A 19,628-nucleotide genomic window follows, 5' to 3' on the forward strand; every position below is an offset into this window, starting at 1 on the left:
TGATAATAAAATCAATAACTAATAGCTCATTCCATTTAAAAAATTCTGACAGGAGTTTAAGCATGAAAAAGTTACTATTGGCAACAATCTTAAGTGGTATGGTTTTCAGCGCCACCGCAGCGGATACCATCCGTTTTGCCGCCTCCGCCACCTACCCGCCATTTGAATCCATTGGTGCCAATAACGAAATCGTCGGCTTTGATATGGATTTGGCAAAAGCATTGTGCAAGCAAATGGAAGCCAACTGCACATTCACCAATCAAGCCTTTGATAGCCTGATCCCTGCGCTTAAATTCAAACGTTATGATGCCGTTATCTCCGGCATGGACATCACGCCAGAACGTAGCAAACAAGTGGCATTCACCCAACCTTACTATGCCAACTCAGCCATTGTGATCGCCCCAAAAGGCAAGTTCAGCTCTTTTGCTGATCTGAAAGGTAAGAAAATTGGGATGGAGAATGGGACAACACATCAGAAATATTTGCAGGATAGGCATCCTGAAATCCAAACCGTGGCCTATGACAGCTACCAGAATGCCATTATTGACCTGAAAAATGGCCGTATTGATGGGGTGTTTGGTGATACTGCGGTGGTGAATGAGTGGCTGAAAACTAACCCGAATTTGGCATCAGTGGGTGAGCATGTGACTGATCCGCAATACTTCGGTACTGGTCTTGGAATTGCCGTGCGCCCAGAGAACACCGCACTGCTGGAAAAACTGAATAAAGCTATTGATGCGGTGAAAGCTGATGGGACATATAAGACCATCAATGATAAGTGGTTCCCGCAATAATACCTTGCCTACTTAATGCCGCAGCCAACACCCCTGCGGCTTCAAGTTCCCATAACTTACCCAAAGTTATTGATGTCGCAGGTAGGCGGCAAGAGAGCAAATCCCGATGAGCTTACACCAGTAAGTGATTCGGGTGCGTGAACGCAGCCAACACCCCTGCGGCTTCAAGAACGAAGGGTAAGCAGTGTCAGCACTTCGTAATGAGCAGTATGAGGGAAGAGATCAAACAACTGCACCCGCTCAATATGGTAATCGGCTAACCTGCTAATATCTTTCGCCATTGTCTCTGCATTACAGCTTGAATAGAGAATAAATTCAGGTGCCATCTGAGTCAGATAATCACAAAGTTCGGCCCCTATTCCACGCCGTGGCGGGTTAACCAATACCAATTGGGGCACCTGTGCTGCTGCGGTGGCGAAACGGGTGGAGTCCAACGCGGCAAAACTGACATTTTTTAGCCCTAGCTGATCCGCTGACTGGCGTGCACAGGCGATGGCTTCGGCGCTGATTTCAATCCCGGTAAGCTGAGTCTCAGGCCCGGCACAATGTAAACCAAAACCGCCAACACCGCAGAACAGATCCCACATGCTACTGATACTCAACTCACGCACCCATTGCCGTGCCGTGGCATAGAGCGAAGCTGCAACCTGCGGATTTGTCTGGAAAAAACTTTGTGGGCGGATAAACAGTGGCACCTGATTAAGCTGTTCCGGCAGCGCCTGCTGCTTGGTAAGGGAGATCTCTTGCTCCCCCTCCAAAATCGCCATATGCACCGGCTGAATATTAGCCGAGATAACCGCCAGTTGGGGCAGTTGTTGTTGTAACCACGGCAACGCCGCCTGCAATTGCGCCAGCTTGGTTTCAGAGCGTAAGACAAAGCGCAGCATCAGTTCGCCACTGTAGCTGCTTTCAGTCAGTAACAGGAATTTAAGCTCGCCACGCTTGCGGGCGACGTTATAGGGTGTTAAGCCCGCGCGGGCGATAAAGGTTTTGAGCACGGCAAAAACGGGCGCAAAGCTGGCGGGATAGAGTGGGCAGTCGCATAGGTCAACGGCGGTGCCGTCACGATGTAACATCCCCAATAATGGGCGCTCGACACTGCCACTGACCACCATTTTCGCTTTATTGCGAAAAGCGCTCTCACGTCCGAAAACCGGCGTTAGCCATTGGGCCACAGGGTGCCCCGCCAACAGATCTTCCAAATGATGTTGTTTGTCAGCCAGTTGCTGCGGATAAGGTCTATCCAGCCACTGGCAGGAACGGCAGCTACCCGCCATATACTGAGTGCAATGCATTAATAATTGACCGTGATAATCTGAGACGTTAAATAATTCGCAGCCGAAGCTGTTGATGGGGACGAATTGTAGCACTGTGTCGTGCTAAACACTCATTTTGCGTGGTGGAAATAGCGATGCCAGGGGAAAAATAACAGGCCAATAATCACCACATCAGGTATTTTTTGTAGCAGTAAGCTATGCAAGATTTCAGCGCCGCTCTCGCCCTCGACGCGGAAAACATCCAGTACCAGCCAATCGAGTGAAACTATCAGCAGATAGCTAACGACGAGTATCTGGCACCATAGATAACACCAACGCGCCCAGTTCTGCCGATGGCATACCGCAACGCCACAGACAATTTCCAGCAGCAGCAATAGGATACTGGCGACTAAGATCAAGCCGGAGTCCCAGCTTTGCAGATTTTCACCAACAAATTCACCCGTGCCACTCCACCCCAATTCAGCCACTAATAACAGCACGCCAAGAAAATGGGTCGCAATAATAGCCGTGCCGGCAATCAAAACCGGTACTGGAGTGGTGGCTGAAGACGAAAATGCTGAGGATGAAAATGATAATCTCATATTGCCCTGTCTGTACCCCGGTTCAGTTTTCGACAACCTGCTGTTATCGCTCACAATAACGCCGCTAGAAAGCGGCGTCAAAGTAAGTGAAAGATTAACAGTTTTAAGGACAATCAGCCATTCTTAGCCATCAACCATTTTTGAAGATCACCCCTTTTTTAACAATCAGCTACGGGCAGCTTTGCGTAGCTCACGTAACCGCTGTTTTTCTGCACGGGACATAAACCACCATGCAATCAAGCCAATGATGCCAACCACCAGCAGAATCAAGGTCGCCAGTGCATTTATTTCCGGATTAACCCCCATTCTCACACTTGAGAACACCAGCATCGGTAAGGTGGTGGCACCCGGCCCGGCAACAAAGCTGGCAATCACCAGGTCGTCCAGCGACAGGGTAAAGGCCAGCAGCCAGCCAGAAATTAGTGCCGGGGCAATCATAGGCACCGTGATGACAAAGAACACTTTCAGTGGCGTGGCACCCAGATCCATTGCTGCCTCTTCGATGGAGCGGTCCAGCTCACGTAATCGTGAACTTATCACCACCGTCACATAGGCGGTACAGAAGGTGACATGCGCCAGCCAGATGGTGAACATGCCGCGCTCTGCGGGCCAGCCAATGGCGTGTCCCATGGCAACAAACAGCAGCAGCAGGGATAAACCGGTAATCACATCGGGCATGACCAGCGGCGCGGTCAACATGAAAGCGAAACCGGTCGAGCCGCGAAAACGCCCAAAACGCACCATTACCACTGCGGCGATCGTCCCAAGCACCACGGCCATGGTGGCAGAGGCGGCCGCGATAGTCAGGCTCAATCCAACAGCGGATATCATCGCCGAATCATTGAACAGTTCGATATACCAGCGGATAGACCAACCCGCCCAGACGGTGACCAGCTTTGAGCTGTTAAACGAGTAGATCACCAGCATCAGCATCGGCGCATACAGGAAGGTATAGCCGATAATCAAGATCACCCGACGCCAGACCGACCGCACTTCCGGTAGGTTGTTCATACCGAACCTCCTGGCTCTCTATTCTGGTGCTTGTGGAACCAGAGTATCGGCACAATCAGCAACACCAACATCACCGTTGCCACCGCTGAAGCCACCGGCCAGTCGCGGTTATTGAAGAACTCTTGCCACAAAATACGCCCAATCATGATGCTATCTGGCCCGCCGAGCAGTTCAGGGATAACAAATTCCCCCACCGCCGGAATGAACACCAGCATGGAACCCGCCACAATCCCGCCTTTGGTGAGCGGCATGATGACACTGACGAAGGTTTTCAAGGGCCTGGCACCGAGATCTGACGCCGCTTCTACCAATGAGTAATCCAGCCGCGTCAGTGCGGTATAGATGGGGAGTACCATGAAGGGCAGGTAGGAGTAGACCACGCCTATATATACCGCCAAATTGGTGTGCAGAATAATCAGCGGTTGATCGATAATCCCGGTCCAGATCAGGAAGTTATTCAAAATGCCATTGTTCTTCAGGATGCCCATCCAGGCATAAACCCGAATCAGAAATGAGGTCCAGGAGGGCAAGATCACCAGTAGTAATAAGATATTGCGCGTAGATGATTTACTGTGGGCAATTGCCCAAGCCAATGGATAGCCGATAATCAGACAGCAAAACGTGGAGACTGCTGCCACTTGCAGTGATTGCAAATAGGCATCGATATAAAGTGGATCATCAAGCAGTTGCAGGTAATTGCCCAGATTCAGCGAGATATCCAGCTTACCGTCCAGCCAGGTCATCAAATCAGTGTAGGGCGGCACTGCACGGGCCATCTCGGCCAAACTGATTTTGAACACAATCAGGAATGGCAGCATAAACAGCAGGAATAGCCATAGATAGGGCATGGCGATGACCAGTTTACGGCCATGGGCCATCTGGAAACGTTGTATCAGCGCCTTAATTGGCCCGACCGCACGGATCGGTGGCTCTGCCGCGCCATGAGTGGATTCTGGTATCACAATATTAAGCTCCCAAGACCATTAGCTGCCCAAACTAGCGACTCAAACCTAGCTACTCAAAACCACGCAGCTGTCAGCATCCCAGCACAATTGCACCTCATCGCCCCACGTGGGCATCCCTTTGCGGTAGCGATGACCATTTTGTAGCTGTGCACTCAGCATCTGACCACTATGGAGTTTGACATGATAAATGGAGAGATCGCCCAGATAGGCAATGTGTACCACTTCGCCGACGGCAAAGTTGCAGCCATCTTCCGGTACTTGTTCGCACAACATCACTTTTTCCGGCCGTAGGGCAACAAAGACTGGAACGCCGTCGACCACCGAAGCATCGGGATCCACTTTTAGAGGATGGCGCAAACCGGGGCTGTCGATGACCAGAGCATCGTCCAGGCGCGCTTTTAATACGCCTTCAAACACATTCACCGAGCCGATAAATTCAGCACTGAATCTACTATTCGGATGCTCATAAATCTCTTCTGGTTCACCAATTTGCACAAATTTGCCACGGTTCATAATGGCAATGCGCCCAGCCATGGTCATGGCCTCTTCCTGATCGTGAGTCACCATCACACAGGTAGCCCCGACTCGCTCCAGAATATCCACCACTTCCAGTTGCATACGGTCGCGCAACTTTTTATCCAGCGCGCCCATTGGCTCATCCAGCAGTAGCAGTTTTGGCCGTTTCGCCAAACTACGCGCCAGTGCAACACGTTGGCGCTGACCGCCAGATAACTGGTGTGGTTTGCGTTTGGCAAACTCTTGCATGTGTACCAGTGTCAGCATCTCAGCCACCCGGCTTTTGATTTCAGCCGAAGGCAGCTTGTCTTGCTTCAAACCAAACGCAATATTCTGCTCAACCGTCATATGCGGGAACAGTGCATACGACTGAAACATCATGTTGATCGGACGCTGATAGGGCGGCACGTGGGATAAATCCTGCCCATCAAGGACTATCTGCCCCTGTGTCGGCTGTTCAAAACCGGCCAGCATACGCAACAGGGTGGATTTACCACAGCCTGAAGCCCCCAACAGCGCAAAGATCTCACCTTTGTAGATAGTCAAATTGACATCATCTACAGCGGCCTGACCATCAAATGATTTAGTTAAATTGCGGATCTCCAGCAAGGGTGTAAACACCTTCTGGGATTTGGGCTGCGGGCGGGGAATGACATCATTCACTCAGCGTGCTCTCCGTAAAAGCAGAACAGGCCGCACTCTGGGTGCGGCGCAATAAAAAAACAGGAACAGAGAGATACCCTCTGCCCCTACCATGGTCTATTTTAGTTGCCCATCAACGGGTTACTTACCACTTTTCACTTTTGTCCAAGCCCGCGTGATCACACGATCAATTTTCGGCTCTTGCACTTTCAGCGTGAACATTTTAGCGCGCACATCTGCCGGTGGATAGATACCCGGATTATCGCGGACTTCAGCATTAACCAGCGGTGTCGCAGCTTTGTTGGCATTAGCATAGAACACGTGGTTGCTGATATTCGCAATCACATCAGGGCGCATCAGGTAATTAAGGAACTGATAGGCTTCATCCTGATTTTTAGCATCGGATGGCATGGCAAACACATCAAAGAAAGCCAATGCCCCCTCTTTTGGAATGCTGTAAGCCACATTCACGCCATTCTTCGCTTCTTTAGCGCGATTAGAGGCCTGCATGATGTCACCCGCCCAACCGACAGCCACACAGATGTCACCGTTTGCCAGATCATTAATATATTGTGATGAGTGGAAATAGCGGATATTCGGCCGTAATTTCAATAACAATTCTGTTGCCGGGCCAGTGTAGTCAGCCGCCTGAATGCTGTTTGGATCTTTGCCCAAGTAGTTCAGTACAGTGGCGAAAATCTCACTTGGTGCATCCAGGAAAGAGACACCACAGCTTTTCAGCTTCTCAAGATTTTCAGGTTTCAGCACCAGATCCCAACTGTTTACCGGTGCATCTTTCCCTAACGCGGCTTTCACTTTTTCGACGTTATAGCCGATACCGGTCGTCGCCCACAGATAGGGGATCGCGAATTTATTATCGGGGTCGTGCTTACTGACTAGCGCCAGTAACTCAGGATCGAGATTTTTGTGATTAGGTAGCTTACTTTTATCTAGCGGCTTAAATACGCCAGCAGACAATTGGCGCTCAAGGAAACTGGCTGACGGCACCACTAAATCAAACCCAGTGCTCCCTGCCATCAACTTACCTTCCAACACCTCGTTGGAGTCAAACACATCATAGACAACCTTAATACCGGTTTCTTTTTGGAAATTAGCCAGCGTATCCGGTGCGATATAATCGGACCAGTTGTAAACGTGCAGTGTTTTTTCCTCAGCCGATGCCGAGACGGACGCGGCCATTACCAGACCAGCAACAACACCCGATAACCACTTTTTACGTTGGGTGAACATCCGTTAACTCCTCCAAATAGGGGGTGAAAAAGCGAGCTAAATTTGTATCCGGGGATACAATACCGTTGCCCTGCCAGGTACTATTGCCACCCATACAGAATGCATGACTATGCACGCCGAGTGATTATTAACCTAACAAGAATAATCACTGGTTTTGTGAGGGAATATTATACCCCTTGCAGCAACAGCAGCATAACCGCAGTTCGCAATCCGCACCAGACTCTAGAGTAAAAAACGCCTTTTATCGATTTTTTATGCACATTTTATCTATGTAATTCGCCACTAACGGTATAAACGGCGATAAATATCTGGCAAAAGAGGGTAAAAAGCAGAAGATCTTATGGTTTACAGGGGAAATAGCAGTGTGCCGCCGGGAAGCGGCACATTGAATGAAAGGATATTAGTGGATAACGGGATAAGCCGTGGCGGCTGGCGGTGATTCATCCTCTTCGCCAGTACCAATAAAGAGTAAATCATTGGCGCGCGCTTCGAGAATAATCATCGAAATCTGCTCTTCACACTGCTGCATAAAGTAGCCAAATTGCGCCAATGTCACCCCAACTTCGATGGTCAGCGATTGGCAGACAATCAATTTCGGCAGATTATCATCCTGAATATCAATAAAAGCTTTAACTGTCAGTGAACTGGCATTGATTTGGCTGAGATCCGCCACTAATGGGATCAGTGCTGTCGGTCTGACTTCGGCCAACGCCGAGAACAGGATGACGTTATCAGCCAAATCGATTTTGGCATCAAACACACCTTCAAAATTTTGCATATGTGGCAAATGCAGCGCCTGGCAGGAATCGCATTCAAAAAATGAGATACCGAGTTGATCCAGCCAACGCCGTAATAAGGTTAAATCCGGGACGATGAGTGAATCCATAACCACCTACCTCACGATTCTCATAATACGAAAAGTGGCATAGCTTACGGAATATTGACCGACAGCGCCATGATCAATCCCGACAAATTTAATGCCCTTATTTAGACTCAGTACTTATCCTACTCAGATTTATTCTCTTTTTCGGATCCTGCTTTATCTCGCTCTTTCTTGCTTTGTGGCCTGGATATCCTATCAGCACTCCCTAATAGTGGACCAAAACCACTGGCTACGCGCCAAACAATACATGCTGCCGCAGGGATCATCAGGCCGATCCCGACAAAAATCATAATAATCGCCACAGCCGGTGTGCCCATCATACCCGGCAATGACACAAAGTCATTGATACTGAGGTAGGCAACAACCAGTAACAGCATCCCCAACACTTCTGAAATAATCACAATGCGGGGCATATCTCCTAACGAGCGCATCTTTACCTCCGATAGGCTCTCTATCCTTCGTACTTGAGCCGCTGCAGTATTAGCTGCAACTCAAGTTTGCTTGGGAATATATCTGCATTGACCCAGTGTATTGAATCCATACAATTTGTAACAGTACCAAGAAGCAAATAGGTAAGATTTATCATATCAACAGGCAATTCCTGCTTTTTTTTCACCACGCCAGCGGGCATAGTAGGCCCCAGTGAGAGTAAGTAATGCGCTAGTAGTCATTTAACAGTCGAATTCATCAGTAATTATTGGCGAAGTGATTACCTCAAATTAATCAAGGAGTTTTACATGTTTGCTGTAATTTTCGGGCGTCCTGGATGTCCTTACTGTGTCCGTGCTAAAGAACTGGCAGAAAAACTGGAAACTGAACGTGACGATTTTAAATTCCGTTACATCGATATTCATGCAGAAGGTATCACCAAAGCTGATCTGGAAAAAACCGTCGGCAAACCGGTAGAAACCGTGCCACAGATCTTCATTGATGAGAAACACATTGGCGGTTGTACTGATTTTGAAGCATACGCCAAAGAAAATCTAAGCCTGTTCCAGTAAGTAGCTGGCAAAAAGCCTGGTAAGTGCTCACTCAATCTAGATTGGCTTATCCGAGAAAGGGTGTCTCACACCCTTTCTTGTTTGGGTTAAGGTAGAGCCGCCAGTAAAAATAGTGCCCAAAAGCCACATCTCACCCCCAGTTAATAGCAGATAAATCCATTTTTAATGACCAATTAAGCATTTCCCTCTGGCTATATCAAACTTCCCGCTTACTACTGGCTGTCTTGCAGCAGACCGATTAGAATAAGCCCGCTATCGCTTATCTTTACCTCCTGTTTGGCGATAATTTTTTAGAATTTAATGAATTGTGTCGCTCTACCGCTACACCAAGCGCGTGTGCATCGTGAGTCATCTGGGCTAATAGAAAGTCATACCTGTGAATATAAACGTCGCAAATTTATTAAACGGCAACTACATCTTGCTGTTATTCGTGGTTTTAGCGCTAGGGTTATGCCTGGGTAAACTGCGACTGGGGCCAATCCAATTAGGTAATGCTATTGGTGTGTTAGTGGTATCACTATTGCTGGGGCAACAGCACTTTACCATCAACACAGAAGCACTGAATCTGGGCTTCATGCTATTTATTTTTTGTGTCGGCGTTGAAGCTGGCCCAAACTTCTTCTCTATTTTCTTCCGCGATGGCAAAAACTACCTGATGCTCGCCTTGGTCATGGTCGGCAGCGCAATGATTCTGGCGCTGGGACTGGGTAAGTTATTTGGCTGGGATATTGGCCTAACGGCCGGGATGCTTGCCGGATCAATGACTTCCACCCCCGTGTTGGTGGGCGCAGGCGATACATTACGCAATACCATTGCAAATAATCCGGCACTACAACACGCCCAAGATAACCTGAGCCTCGGTTATGCCCTAACCTACCTGATCGGGCTGGTCAGCCTGATTTTGGGTGCGCGTTATCTGCCAAAACTCCAGCATCAAGATTTGCCCACCAGCGCCCAACAAATTGCTCGTGAACGAGGCCTGGATACAGATAGCCAGCGGAAAGTCTATTTGCCGGTCATTCGCGCTTATCGGGTTGGGCCAGAATTGGTTGCATGGGCAGATGGTAAAAATCTACGTGAATTAGGGATTTACCGGCAAACCGGTTGCTATATCGAGCGCATTCGCCGCAATGGTATTTTGGCCAATCCAGACGGTGATGCGGTGCTGCAAGTGGGCGATGAGATCTCACTGGTGGGTTACCCAGATGCCCACTCCCGCCTTGATCCGAGCTTTCGTAATGGCAAAGAGGTATTTGACCGCGACCTGCTGGACATGCGCATTGTTACCGAAGAGATTGTGGTCAAAAACAGCAATGCCGTCGGTAAGCGGCTCAGCCACTTAAAATTGACCGACCATGGTTGTTTCCTTAACCGTGTGATCCGCAGCCAAATCGAAATGCCGATTGATGACAATGTGGTATTGAATAAAGGTGATGTGCTGCAAGTCAGCGGCGACGCACGGCGCGTCAAAAGCGTGGCAGAAAAAATCGGCTTTATCTCCATTCACAGTCAGGTCACTGACCTGTTGGCTTTCTGCGCATTCTTTATTCTGGGGCTGATGATCGGCCTGATTACCTTCCAGTTCAGTAACTTCAGTTTCGGGATTGGTAACGCCGCTGGCCTGTTAATGGCCGGGATCATGCTCGGATTTCTACGTGCCAACCACCCTACTTTTGGCTATATCCCGCAAGGTGCGCTGAATATGGTGAAAGAGTTTGGATTAATGGTATTTATGGCTGGCGTCGGATTAAGTGCAGGTGGCGGTATCAATAGCAGTTTGGGTGCTGTCGGCGGTCAGATGTTGATTTCCGGCTTAATTGTCAGCCTGGTCCCTGTTGTTATCTGCTTCCTCTTTGGCGCTTATGTATTACGCATGAACCGCGCCCTACTTTTCGGGGCCATTATGGGAGCACGAACCTGCGCACCTGCCATGGATATCATCAGCGACACGGCACGCAGTAACATCCCTGCGCTAGGCTATGCGGGGACCTATGCCATTGCGAACGTATTATTGACGTTGGCGGGCTCTTTGATCGTCATTGTCTGGCCGGGAATATTAGGTTAACCCACCAAAAGGGGCTTTTAAGGGAAAGCTAAACATTATTTTATACTTTTTTCATTTACCCAGAACTTTCTTACTGGACTGGGGTCTGAATTAGTGCCACTGCTTTTCTTTGATGTCCCCATATTGAGGAGCCCGATAGTCCCGCCTTCTTAGGTTCAAGACTAGTCGGGTTTTTTCTTGCCTGAAATTTGAGTTCTGCCCCTCACTCCCTCCTTAAGGCTTTCTTAAGACAAAATTATTACAGTAAAAGCATTCCCTATTTCTGCTCAGGTTATTTCGTGAAGACCAGCAAACACACGCCTCAATCTGAGGTCATCACAGCAACATTAAATAGCGCCTCAACGACACTAACAATTAAGACAAACTCCCTTTACTCATTGCCACTAACATTCTATTTTTGGCAGGCTTTTGGTTTGGCTATCAGTGGATTACTCTTTCTCTGGCTAGCCCGCAACGAGCAGTTGGATTGGCTTATCAGTAATTATTGGTTTGATCCCGTCGGGCGGAATTTTCCGCTGGAACATAATTACTGGCTGGATTTACTGAGTCACCGACTATTAAAAATCACCATTATCAGCGCTGCTGTGGCGGCTTTGTTATGGGGTATTTATCGCCGAAATGGGCGAATAGTCACCAGCATGTTGTTGTTTGGTATTGGTCCGTTGGTAATAGGCATTCTAAAAGCCACCAGTGCACACTCCTGCCCTTGGGATCTGGTGGAGTATGGTGGGAAATCCCTCAGTTATGTACTGATGGGAAGTGCACCTGTCGGTGCAGGCCCTGGCCACTGCTTTCCTGGAGGCCATGCATCCAGCGGTTTTGCTGTTATGGCACTGTTTTTCTTGTTTTATCCGGAGCGGCCACGGCTGGCGACCCTGTGTTGGTTCGTCGGTGTCACTCTTGGCATGTTGATGGGATTTGGTCAAGTTATGCGCGGAGCACATTTCCTGACTCACAACCTGTGGGCGGGTTGGTGGGTATGGCTTAGCCAGTTAGCTCTGTTTTGGATGATTAGCGGTTATTACAACCGTGATTAAAGGTACAAAATAATGGAACAAATGAATTACTTTTTCTTTTCCATGATTAATGCGACTCCCGCATCATCACCATGGATGATTTCTTTTGCGACTTTCATCGCACGTGACTTGATCATGATTGTTCCTCTGTTGCTAGTAGGCTTGTGGCTATGGGGGCCGAAAAACACCATGGACTTACAGCGCACAGTGGTCACCAAAGCAGCCATTGCTCTCGCTTTCTCCATGCTATCAGCGGCTTGTATCGGTATGCTTTTCTCTCACGATCGGCCTTTTGCCGTCGGCTTTGGCTATAACTTTCTGAGTCATGCCCCGGATAGCTCTTTCCCAAGTGATCACGGCACCGCTATCTTTACCTTCGCCTTAGCCTTTGTTTTCTGGCACAAAATCTTGCCCGCTCTCACGATGATGGTGATAGCTATCGCCATTGCCTGGTCACGGGTCTATCTGGGGGTCCATTGGCCTTTAGATATGGTGGGAGCCTTCTTGCTAGGGATTATCGGTTGCCTGTTCGCTCAGTTGGTGTGGAATCTGTTCGGAGATGCTATCTCGAGTGGCATGAAGCGCCTTTATCACCTGAGTTTTGCCTTACCGATCAGTCGCGGGTGGGTCAGAAGCTAGCAACACCACGTTATTTATCTCACATTGCCGATTGCCCCTAATAATCGGCACTGTTCTCACCTTACCCCTCAAGTTAAAAAATACCTTTAAATCAATTAATAACAAACTGAGCCATCTACCCCCCTCATCATTGATGTTATTTAAATAACAAAAACATTGTAATTAGTGAATAATAGCTTTGTTTTATCCCGAAAATGTTACTATTATAACAACAGAGCCAACTTACAGATAAACAAAAGGATAATAATCATGACAATCAATTACGCTAATTACATCGACCATACCCTATTGGCAATGGATGCCACCGAAGCACAAATTATTAAGCTGTGTGAAGAAGCCAAGCAACACCATTTCTATGCTGTATGTGTGAACTCAGGTTATGTTCCACTGGCTGCTCAGCAGTTAGCTGGCAGTTCAGTTAAAGTGTGTTCAGTCATTGGCTTCCCACTGGGTGCGGGTCTGACTGAAGCAAAAGCGTTTGAAGCTCAAGCGGCCATCAATGCTGGCGCACAAGAGATTGATATGGTTATCAATGTTGGCTGGCTGAAAAGCGGAAAAATAGCTGAAGTCAAAGCCGATATTAAGGCCGTGCGAGATAATTGCGCCTCCACACCGTTGAAGGTAATATTAGAAACTTGCCTACTCAGCGACGCACAAATCGTCCAGGTGTGTGAAATGTGTCGTGAGTTAGATGTTGCCTTTGTGAAAACTTCAACAGGTTTCAGCACCGGTGGCGCTAAAGAGGAGCATGTAAAATTGATGCGTGCCACGGTAGGCCCGGAGATGGGGGTTAAGGCATCCGGTGCCGTTCGTGACCGAGCCACTGCTGAAAAAATGATTTTGGCAGGGGCAACTCGAATTGGTACCAGCTCTGGAGTTGCAATCGTTTCGGGCCAGCAAGCGGCCGCGTCAAGCTACTAACACATGGTAAGCCCGGTTAATACCGGGCTTATTTATTGCTCTGTGCTGTTTTGTAGTCCAGGGTATTAAGCAAAGTTTGTCAGGGATCGCTTATGGAAACCCGCCGTGCAGAACGAATTAATAAACTTACTCAGGCCCTAAAGCGTTCCGATAAAATCCATCTAAAAGAGGCCGCTAACCTGCTACGGGTTTCAGAGATGACCATCCGGCGGGATCTTAGCGCCGAGCCGACCGCGGTTATTTTACTCGGCGGTTATGTGGTGATGGACCCCAAAAGCAACAATGCCAATAGCTATTTTGTCTCTGATCAACAGGCCAAACAGGTTGAGGAGAAACGGCGCATTGGTCAGTTGGCAGCTCGCCTGATAGTGGAAAACGATACGGTTTTTTTTGACTGCGGCACCACCATTCCCTCAATCATTGACGAGATCGATGAAGAGCTAACATTTACCGCAATTTGTTACTCCCTTAACACCTTTCTCTCCCTGCAAGATAAGCCCAATTGCAAAGTCATCCTATGTGGCGGTGAGTTCAAACCCAATAACTATATTTTCACCCCGATCAGTCAGCATAATGAACTGGATAATGCCTGCCCAAATAAAGCTTTTATCTCGGCGGCAGGAGTTTCAATTGAGTATGGTGCAACCTGTTTCAACTTCGATGAGATCCTGTTGAAGCATCGTGCCATTGCCAAATCTCAGCATAAAATTCTAGTCGCCGACCACAGTAAGTTTGGCAAAATAAAACCCGCCAGTATTGGTGCTTTGACACTCTTTGATGCGGTAGTCACCGACCGTCAGCCTGATGCTGAATTCAGTCAGTTCTTTTCAGCGCAGGGCATCAAAATCGACTGTTAGCCTTGAATTACCTAGTAAAAATATTATTTTTATCATCGACGGGTGGTTTGCTCTACCCGTGAATCATTAGGCAAACATCTGGCTATATTTAGGCCATATAAATTCCTACCTAATAACCATATTTAATTTATGGTTAAATAATATTCCTATCTTGAAATTTTTAAAACACAATTTCATTATTTATCTGATTCCGATAAGCACTGAATTTAAGGTAAATTAATTTAACATTTAGCCTTCTTTTAACCCATTTAAATAAGAAAATAGCGTAAGCTTTTTGTCTGACAAATTACCGACTGTAAAAAACTCCATAACAAATATGCCAATAATCATCGCTAGATTATTCTCATCTATGAGAATCGACATCGCTGATTTCTTATTCCACTGATTATATTAACATCAGTTCTAGAAATCGTCAGCATGTCAAAATAATATAATAAATACATTAAAATCAATAGATTGAGTTAATCGCTTTGTTTTAAACTAATGATATCCATCAATAAATCAGCGAAAAAATTGAATTATGCTAGATCCATAAGCACGGTTAAAATATATTGCACGCCAAGAAATGAGCGATAAAGAATAGACTGTTTACTTATTGACCATAAATAAAAATATACTTTTAAGTACCTTTAGTGATGAAGCTTAAACATTTACATAACAATCAGTTGTAAATTTGCAACAAGTGACAAAAAACGAGTTTATTAAGCATTTGAGAGCATGATCACGGTAGTTTTCACTACAAATCGTTATCTTGCCGCCAGCAAAAACTACCGAGCTAACGGTAACAATAAAATAGCCGATAAAGCGAATTAACGCGTTTATCATTGGTTAAATTTTGCACTTTTACTTTTAGATACAAAGCAGGACTACGGCACCAAAGTAATAACCAGGGCACCCATTTTAACCGAATCGTTTTGACTGAATTTTTCACCTGATAGTGCCACTCAATAATGCACTACAGGTATCTAACTTTCGGCTCTTAATTTTAAATTAACGTGTTCACTATGGAGATTTTTCATGGACACTACTCAAGCAGGCACCCTTGCCTCCACGGGAAAAGTTTCAACCTCCACCTGGCGTAAAAGTGACACCATGTGGATGCTGGGTCTATACGGTACAGCAATAGGTGCAGGTGTATTATTCCTGCCAATCAATGCGGGTATCGGCGGTCTGCTGCCGCTGATTGTGATGGCCATCATTGCTTTCCCGATGACCTTCTTTGCTCACCGTGGTCTGTGCCGCTTTGTGCTTTCAGGTAAAAATCCGGGTGAAGACATTACTGAGGTAGTTGAAGAGCACTTCGGCATCGGCGCAGGTAAGCTGATTACACTGCTTTACTTCTTCGCTATCTACCCAATTTTGTTGGTTTACAGCGTCGCGATTACCAACACCGTCGATAGCTTCATTACCCACCAGATGCATCTGCCATCACCACCACGTGCCATCCTGTCACTGATTCTTATCATTGGCCTGATGACTATCGTGCGTTTTGGTGAGCACGCCATTGTAAAAGCAATGAGCATCTTGGTGTTCCCATTTGTTGCGGCATTGATGTTGCTGGCGGTGTACCTGATCCCTAACTGGTCTGGTGCCATCTTCGAGCACGTATCAATGGACGGTAATGGCACCGGTAGCGGCCTGTGGATGACCATGTGGCTGGTTATTCCGGTCATGGTGTTCTCATTCAACCACTCCCCGATAATCTCTGCGTTTGCGGTTTCAAAACGCGAAGAGTACGGCGTTGATGCTGAGAAAAAATGTTCACGCATTTTGGCTTTTGCTCACATCATGATGGTTGTCACCGTCATGTTCTTCGTCTTCAGCTGTGTTCTGAGCCTGTCACCGGCTGATTTGGCAGAAGCGAAAAGCCAAAACATCTCTATTTTGTCTTACCTGGCTAACCACTTTAACACCCCAATCATTGCCTACATGGCACCGGTTATTGCCTTTATCGCTATCACCAAATCGTTCCTGGGCCACTATCTGGGTGCACGTGAAGGCTTTAACGGCATGATGATTAAGTCTCTGCGTAGCAAAGGCAAAACCATCAATCATGACAAACTGAACCGCATAACTGCGCTGTTCATGTTGGTAACAACCTGGATCGTTGCAACCATGAACCCAAGCATTCTGGGCATGATTGAGACTCTGGGTGGCCCGATTATCGCCATGCTGCTGTTCCTGATGCCAATGTACGCAATCCATAAAGTTCCCGCGATGCGCAAATACAGTGGCCAGATCAGTAACGTATTCGTAGTTATCATGGGTCTGATTGCTATCTCTGCCATCTTGTTCAGCCTGTTCGGCAAATAATACTGAGGCTGGCCATCTTCCACGGCCAGCCTATCTAACGCTGTAATCGTTTCAAAAGCCGGTGCGTCCGCGTCGGCTTCTTATTCCACGGCTTTGTAAGCGAATTAATAATTAGAACCTTTAAGAGGCTAATATATGGTCAGCGTTTTTGACATTTTCAAGATTGGTATTGGTCCTTCCAGCTCCCATACCGTCGGCCCGATGAAGGCTGGCAAGCTGTTTACCGATGATTTAATCACACAGGGGCATCTTTCTGCCGTCACGCGAATCACTGTGGATGTTTACGGTTCACTCTCTCTGACCGGTAAAGGTCATCATACTGATATCGCCATTATTATGGGTTTAGCGGGTAATCTGCCCGATACCGTTGATATTGATGCCATCGCCGGTTTCATCCGCGATGTAGAACTGCGTCAGCGCCTGCTGTTAGCCAATGGCAGCCACGAAGTTGATTTTCCTGCCCAGGGAGGGATGAACTTCCACGAAACCAATTTGCCACTGCATGAAAATGGTATGTCCATCACGGCACATGCGGGTGATGAGACACTTTTCAGTAAAACCTACTACTCCATCGGCGGTGGATTTATTGTCGATGAAGCCCACTTTGGTCAGCAGGATAGTCACGCGGTTTCGGTGCCCTACCCATTCAACTCTGCCCGTGACTTGCAAAAACACTGTAAAGATACCGGCTTATCACTGTCCGGTTTAGTGATGCAAAATGAGCTGGCGTTGCACAGTAAAACCGAAATAAGCGCACACTTTGCCGCGATTTGGCAGGTCATGCTCGACGGTATTGAGCGCGGTATTAACACTGAAGGTCTGTTACCTGGCCCGATGAGAGTGCCACGTCGTGCCGCAGCATTACGCCGTATGTTGGTCACCACCGACAAGCATAATGCCGACCCGATGATGGTTGTCGATTGGATCAATATGTATGCGCTGGCCGTCAACGAAGAGAATGCAGCCGGTGGGCGGGTTGTCACGGCACCGACCAATGGTGCCTGCGGTATTATTCCTGCGGTACTGGCGTACTACGATAAATTTATTCGCCCAGTGAATGAGAATTCCTACAGCCGCTATTTTCTGGTCTCTGGTGTGATTGGTGCGCTGTATAAAATGAACGCATCTATTTCTGGCGCTGAAGTGGGATGTCAGGGGGAAGTGGGGGTTGCCTGCTCAATGGCCGCTGCCGGCTTGGCTGAATTGATGGGCGGTAGCCCTGCTCAGGTCTGTATCGCCGCTGAAATCGCCATGGAGCACAATCTGGGGCTGACTTGTGACCCGGTTGCCGGGCAAGTGCAAGTACCTTGTATTGAGCGCAACGCGATCTCCGCGGTACAAGCCGTCAACTCTGCCCGCATGGCGCTGCGCCGCACCAGCGAACCCAGTGTCTGCCTGGATAAAGTCATCGAAACGATGTACGAAACTGGCAAGGATATGAACTCAAAATACCGCGAAACCTCCCGTGGTGGGCTGGCAATCAAGGTTGTTGCCTGTAACTGAGTGATTGCCGCATCGAGAGAGTAAAATGGCGACTTTTCAGTCGCCATTTGTCTTATTAATCAATAATCAATAATCAATAATCAATAATCAATAATCAATAAGTTAACCGAACACCCCACCAAACCACTGGCTGAATTTCATCATTACGAAGTCCCACATGCGGCTAAAGAACCCGCCCTCTTTGACTTCATTTAGCACCACCAGCGGGCGCTGTTCAATGGTTTTGCCATTAAGCTGAAAATCGATAGTGCCGACCACTTGATGCTTCGCCAGTGGCGCGCGCAGTTCAGTCTGATCCAGCTTGTAACTGGCTTTCAGATTCTTCATCTGCCCTTTCGGGATGGTGATAGCCGCATCTTCCGCGACACCAAGTTCTGCCTGGCCGGTATCACCAAACCAGACTTTCTGCGTCACGAAAGGTTTCGTGGCTTTAATCGGCACCACAGTTTCATAGAAACGGAATCCCCAGCTCAACAGTTTTTCGCTTTCACTGAATCGAACCCGATCACTGGGCGCACCCAATACCACCGAGATCAATCGCATCGGCCCATCGGTGGCAGAAGCCACCAGGTTATGCCCCGCACCAGTAGTAAAGCCGGTTTTCATGCCATCAACATTGAGATTCGTGTTCCATAACAGACGGTTACGGTTAATCTGCCGAATCTTATTAAAGGTAAATTCCTTCTCTTTATGCAGCGCATACTCTTCTGGCACGTCGCGAATCAATGCCTGCCCTAGCACCGCCATATCACGAGCGGTACTGTACTGCCCCGGTGCATCAAGGCCATGCACTGTCATAAAGTTGGTATTCGTTAGCCCCAGCGCTTTGGCGTAATTATTCATCAAACCAACAAAACTGTCCTGACTGCCAGCCACATAATCCGCCAGCGCGATACTTGCATCGTTGCCTGACTGAATCACAATGCCTTTATTCAAATCGGACAGTTTCACCTGATCGCCCGGTTTCAAAAACATCAGTGAAGAGCCGCGCAGCGCCGGATTACCGGTAGCCCAGGCATCTTTCCCCACCGTCACTAAATCATCTGGATGCACTTTACCGGCTTTAATCGCCTGTCCAATCACATAGCTGGACATGATTTTTGTCAAACTGGCCGGATCAAGGCGCTGGTCACTGTTCGCTTCAGCCAGCACTTTTCCACTGTTGTAATCCATCAATACATAGGCTTTGGCATCGACCGGAGGAACCGCCGGGTCATCAGCCGCGTGCGCTGCGGGCAGTGCCAGGAGCAATAAACCGGCACTGAAGGTAAATTTTTTTATCTTTAAAGGGAGGATAAATTTCATCATGAGGTCGCCAGAGTATCCTTGCAAATAATTGGAAATAAGTGGTGTTTCCAGAAGGTACCACGGTCCAATTAGCGAAAAAATAACG

Annotated in this window: 18 protein-coding genes; 9 read left to right on the plus strand and 9 right to left on the minus strand. The window is 47.8% G+C overall.

The features are described 5' to 3' along the window. The first annotated feature begins 62 nt into the window (after positions 1-62). Positions 63-794, plus strand: a complete 732-nt coding sequence (locus AACW11_RS15215; RefSeq protein ID WP_212584638.1) for an arginine ABC transporter substrate-binding protein — start codon at positions 63-65, stop codon at positions 792-794. A 164-nt stretch (positions 795-958) separates the two neighbouring features. On the opposite strand, the gene rlmC is transcribed toward AACW11_RS15215, so the two are convergent. The 8 genes from rlmC to AACW11_RS15255 form a co-directional block, all read right to left on the minus strand. Continuing rightward, positions 959-2,089 (minus strand): 23S rRNA (uracil(747)-C(5))-methyltransferase RlmC, encoded by a 1,131-nt coding sequence (gene rlmC / locus AACW11_RS15220; protein WP_212584773.1) that lies wholly within the window; start codon positions 2,087-2,089, stop codon positions 959-961. A gap of 92 nt (positions 2,090-2,181) precedes the next feature. Further along, positions 2,182-2,652: a YbjO family protein gene (locus AACW11_RS15225; RefSeq protein ID WP_212584639.1), complete on the minus strand. Its 471-nt coding sequence runs from the start codon at positions 2,650-2,652 to the stop codon at positions 2,182-2,184. Between the two features lie 165 nt (positions 2,653-2,817). After that, the gene (gene potI, locus AACW11_RS15230; RefSeq protein ID WP_032898273.1) at positions 2,818-3,663 is read right to left on the minus strand and encodes a putrescine ABC transporter permease PotI; all 846 of its coding nucleotides are present in this window, start codon (positions 3,661-3,663) and stop codon (positions 2,818-2,820) included. After that, positions 3,660-4,625, minus strand: a complete 966-nt coding sequence (potH, locus tag AACW11_RS15235) for a putrescine ABC transporter permease PotH (protein ID WP_212584640.1) — start codon at positions 4,623-4,625, stop codon at positions 3,660-3,662. Before potH ends, potI begins: the two co-directional genes overlap by 4 nt. Positions 4,626-4,673: 48 nt before the next feature. Further along, positions 4,674-5,807, minus strand: a complete 1,134-nt coding sequence (potG, locus tag AACW11_RS15240; RefSeq protein WP_212584641.1) for a putrescine ABC transporter ATP-binding subunit PotG — start codon at positions 5,805-5,807, stop codon at positions 4,674-4,676. Positions 5,808-5,927: 120 nt separating this feature from the next. Then, positions 5,928-7,037: a spermidine/putrescine ABC transporter substrate-binding protein PotF gene (potF, locus tag AACW11_RS15245; protein ID WP_212584642.1), complete on the minus strand. Its 1,110-nt coding sequence runs from the start codon at positions 7,035-7,037 to the stop codon at positions 5,928-5,930. Between the two features lie 400 nt (positions 7,038-7,437). After that, the gene (locus AACW11_RS15250; protein WP_212584643.1) at positions 7,438-7,923 is read right to left on the minus strand and encodes a YbjN domain-containing protein; all 486 of its coding nucleotides are present in this window, start codon (positions 7,921-7,923) and stop codon (positions 7,438-7,440) included. 119 nt (positions 7,924-8,042) lie between these two features. Then, on the minus strand, positions 8,043-8,351 hold the full coding sequence (locus AACW11_RS15255) for a YbjC family protein (protein ID WP_212584644.1): 309 nt from the start codon (positions 8,349-8,351) through the stop codon (positions 8,043-8,045). A gap of 306 nt (positions 8,352-8,657) precedes the next feature. Here AACW11_RS15255 and AACW11_RS15260 point away from each other — a divergent pair, with 306 nt between their 5' ends. The 8 genes from AACW11_RS15260 to AACW11_RS15295 all read left to right on the plus strand — a co-directional run bounded on the left by AACW11_RS15260 (position 8,658) and on the right by AACW11_RS15295 (position 18,235). Beyond that, positions 8,658-8,921, plus strand: a complete 264-nt coding sequence (locus AACW11_RS15260; protein WP_004873700.1) for a GrxA family glutaredoxin — start codon at positions 8,658-8,660, stop codon at positions 8,919-8,921. Between the two features lie 376 nt (positions 8,922-9,297). After that, positions 9,298-10,986 (plus strand): aspartate:alanine antiporter, encoded by a 1,689-nt coding sequence (locus AACW11_RS15265; protein ID WP_032898269.1) that lies wholly within the window; start codon positions 9,298-9,300, stop codon positions 10,984-10,986. A 377-nt stretch (positions 10,987-11,363) separates the two neighbouring features. Beyond that, positions 11,364-12,023 (plus strand): phosphatase PAP2 family protein, encoded by a 660-nt coding sequence (locus AACW11_RS15270; RefSeq protein ID WP_212584774.1) that lies wholly within the window; start codon positions 11,364-11,366, stop codon positions 12,021-12,023. A gap of 12 nt (positions 12,024-12,035) precedes the next feature. After that, positions 12,036-12,641: an undecaprenyl-diphosphate phosphatase gene (gene ybjG, locus AACW11_RS15275; RefSeq protein WP_212584645.1), complete on the plus strand. Its 606-nt coding sequence runs from the start codon at positions 12,036-12,038 to the stop codon at positions 12,639-12,641. A 249-nt stretch (positions 12,642-12,890) separates the two neighbouring features. Beyond that, positions 12,891-13,562, plus strand: a complete 672-nt coding sequence (gene deoC / locus AACW11_RS15280) for a deoxyribose-phosphate aldolase (RefSeq protein ID WP_212584646.1) — start codon at positions 12,891-12,893, stop codon at positions 13,560-13,562. Between the two features lie 92 nt (positions 13,563-13,654). Further along, entirely contained in the window at positions 13,655-14,419 is a 765-nt protein-coding gene (gene deoR, locus AACW11_RS15285) for a DNA-binding transcriptional repressor DeoR (RefSeq protein ID WP_212584647.1), read from the plus strand. Between the two features lie 1,017 nt (positions 14,420-15,436). Further along, positions 15,437-16,732 carry an HAAAP family serine/threonine permease gene (locus AACW11_RS15290; RefSeq protein WP_032898261.1) on the plus strand — a complete coding sequence of 432 codons (1,296 nt, stop codon included), beginning with the start codon at positions 15,437-15,439 and terminating at the stop codon, positions 16,730-16,732. 135 nt (positions 16,733-16,867) lie between these two features. Beyond that, positions 16,868-18,235, plus strand: a complete 1,368-nt coding sequence (locus tag AACW11_RS15295) for an L-serine ammonia-lyase (protein ID WP_212584648.1) — start codon at positions 16,868-16,870, stop codon at positions 18,233-18,235. Positions 18,236-18,337: 102 nt separating this feature from the next. On the opposite strand, the gene AACW11_RS15300 is transcribed toward AACW11_RS15295, so the two are convergent. After that, positions 18,338-19,543 (minus strand): serine hydrolase, encoded by a 1,206-nt coding sequence (locus AACW11_RS15300; protein WP_212584649.1) that lies wholly within the window; start codon positions 19,541-19,543, stop codon positions 18,338-18,340. Positions 19,544-19,628: the final 85 nt, after the last annotated feature.

The sequence above is a fragment of the Yersinia sp. Marseille-Q3913 genome (assembly GCF_963892745.1).
Classification (GTDB): Bacteria; Pseudomonadota; Gammaproteobacteria; order Enterobacterales; family Enterobacteriaceae; genus Yersinia; species Yersinia bercovieri.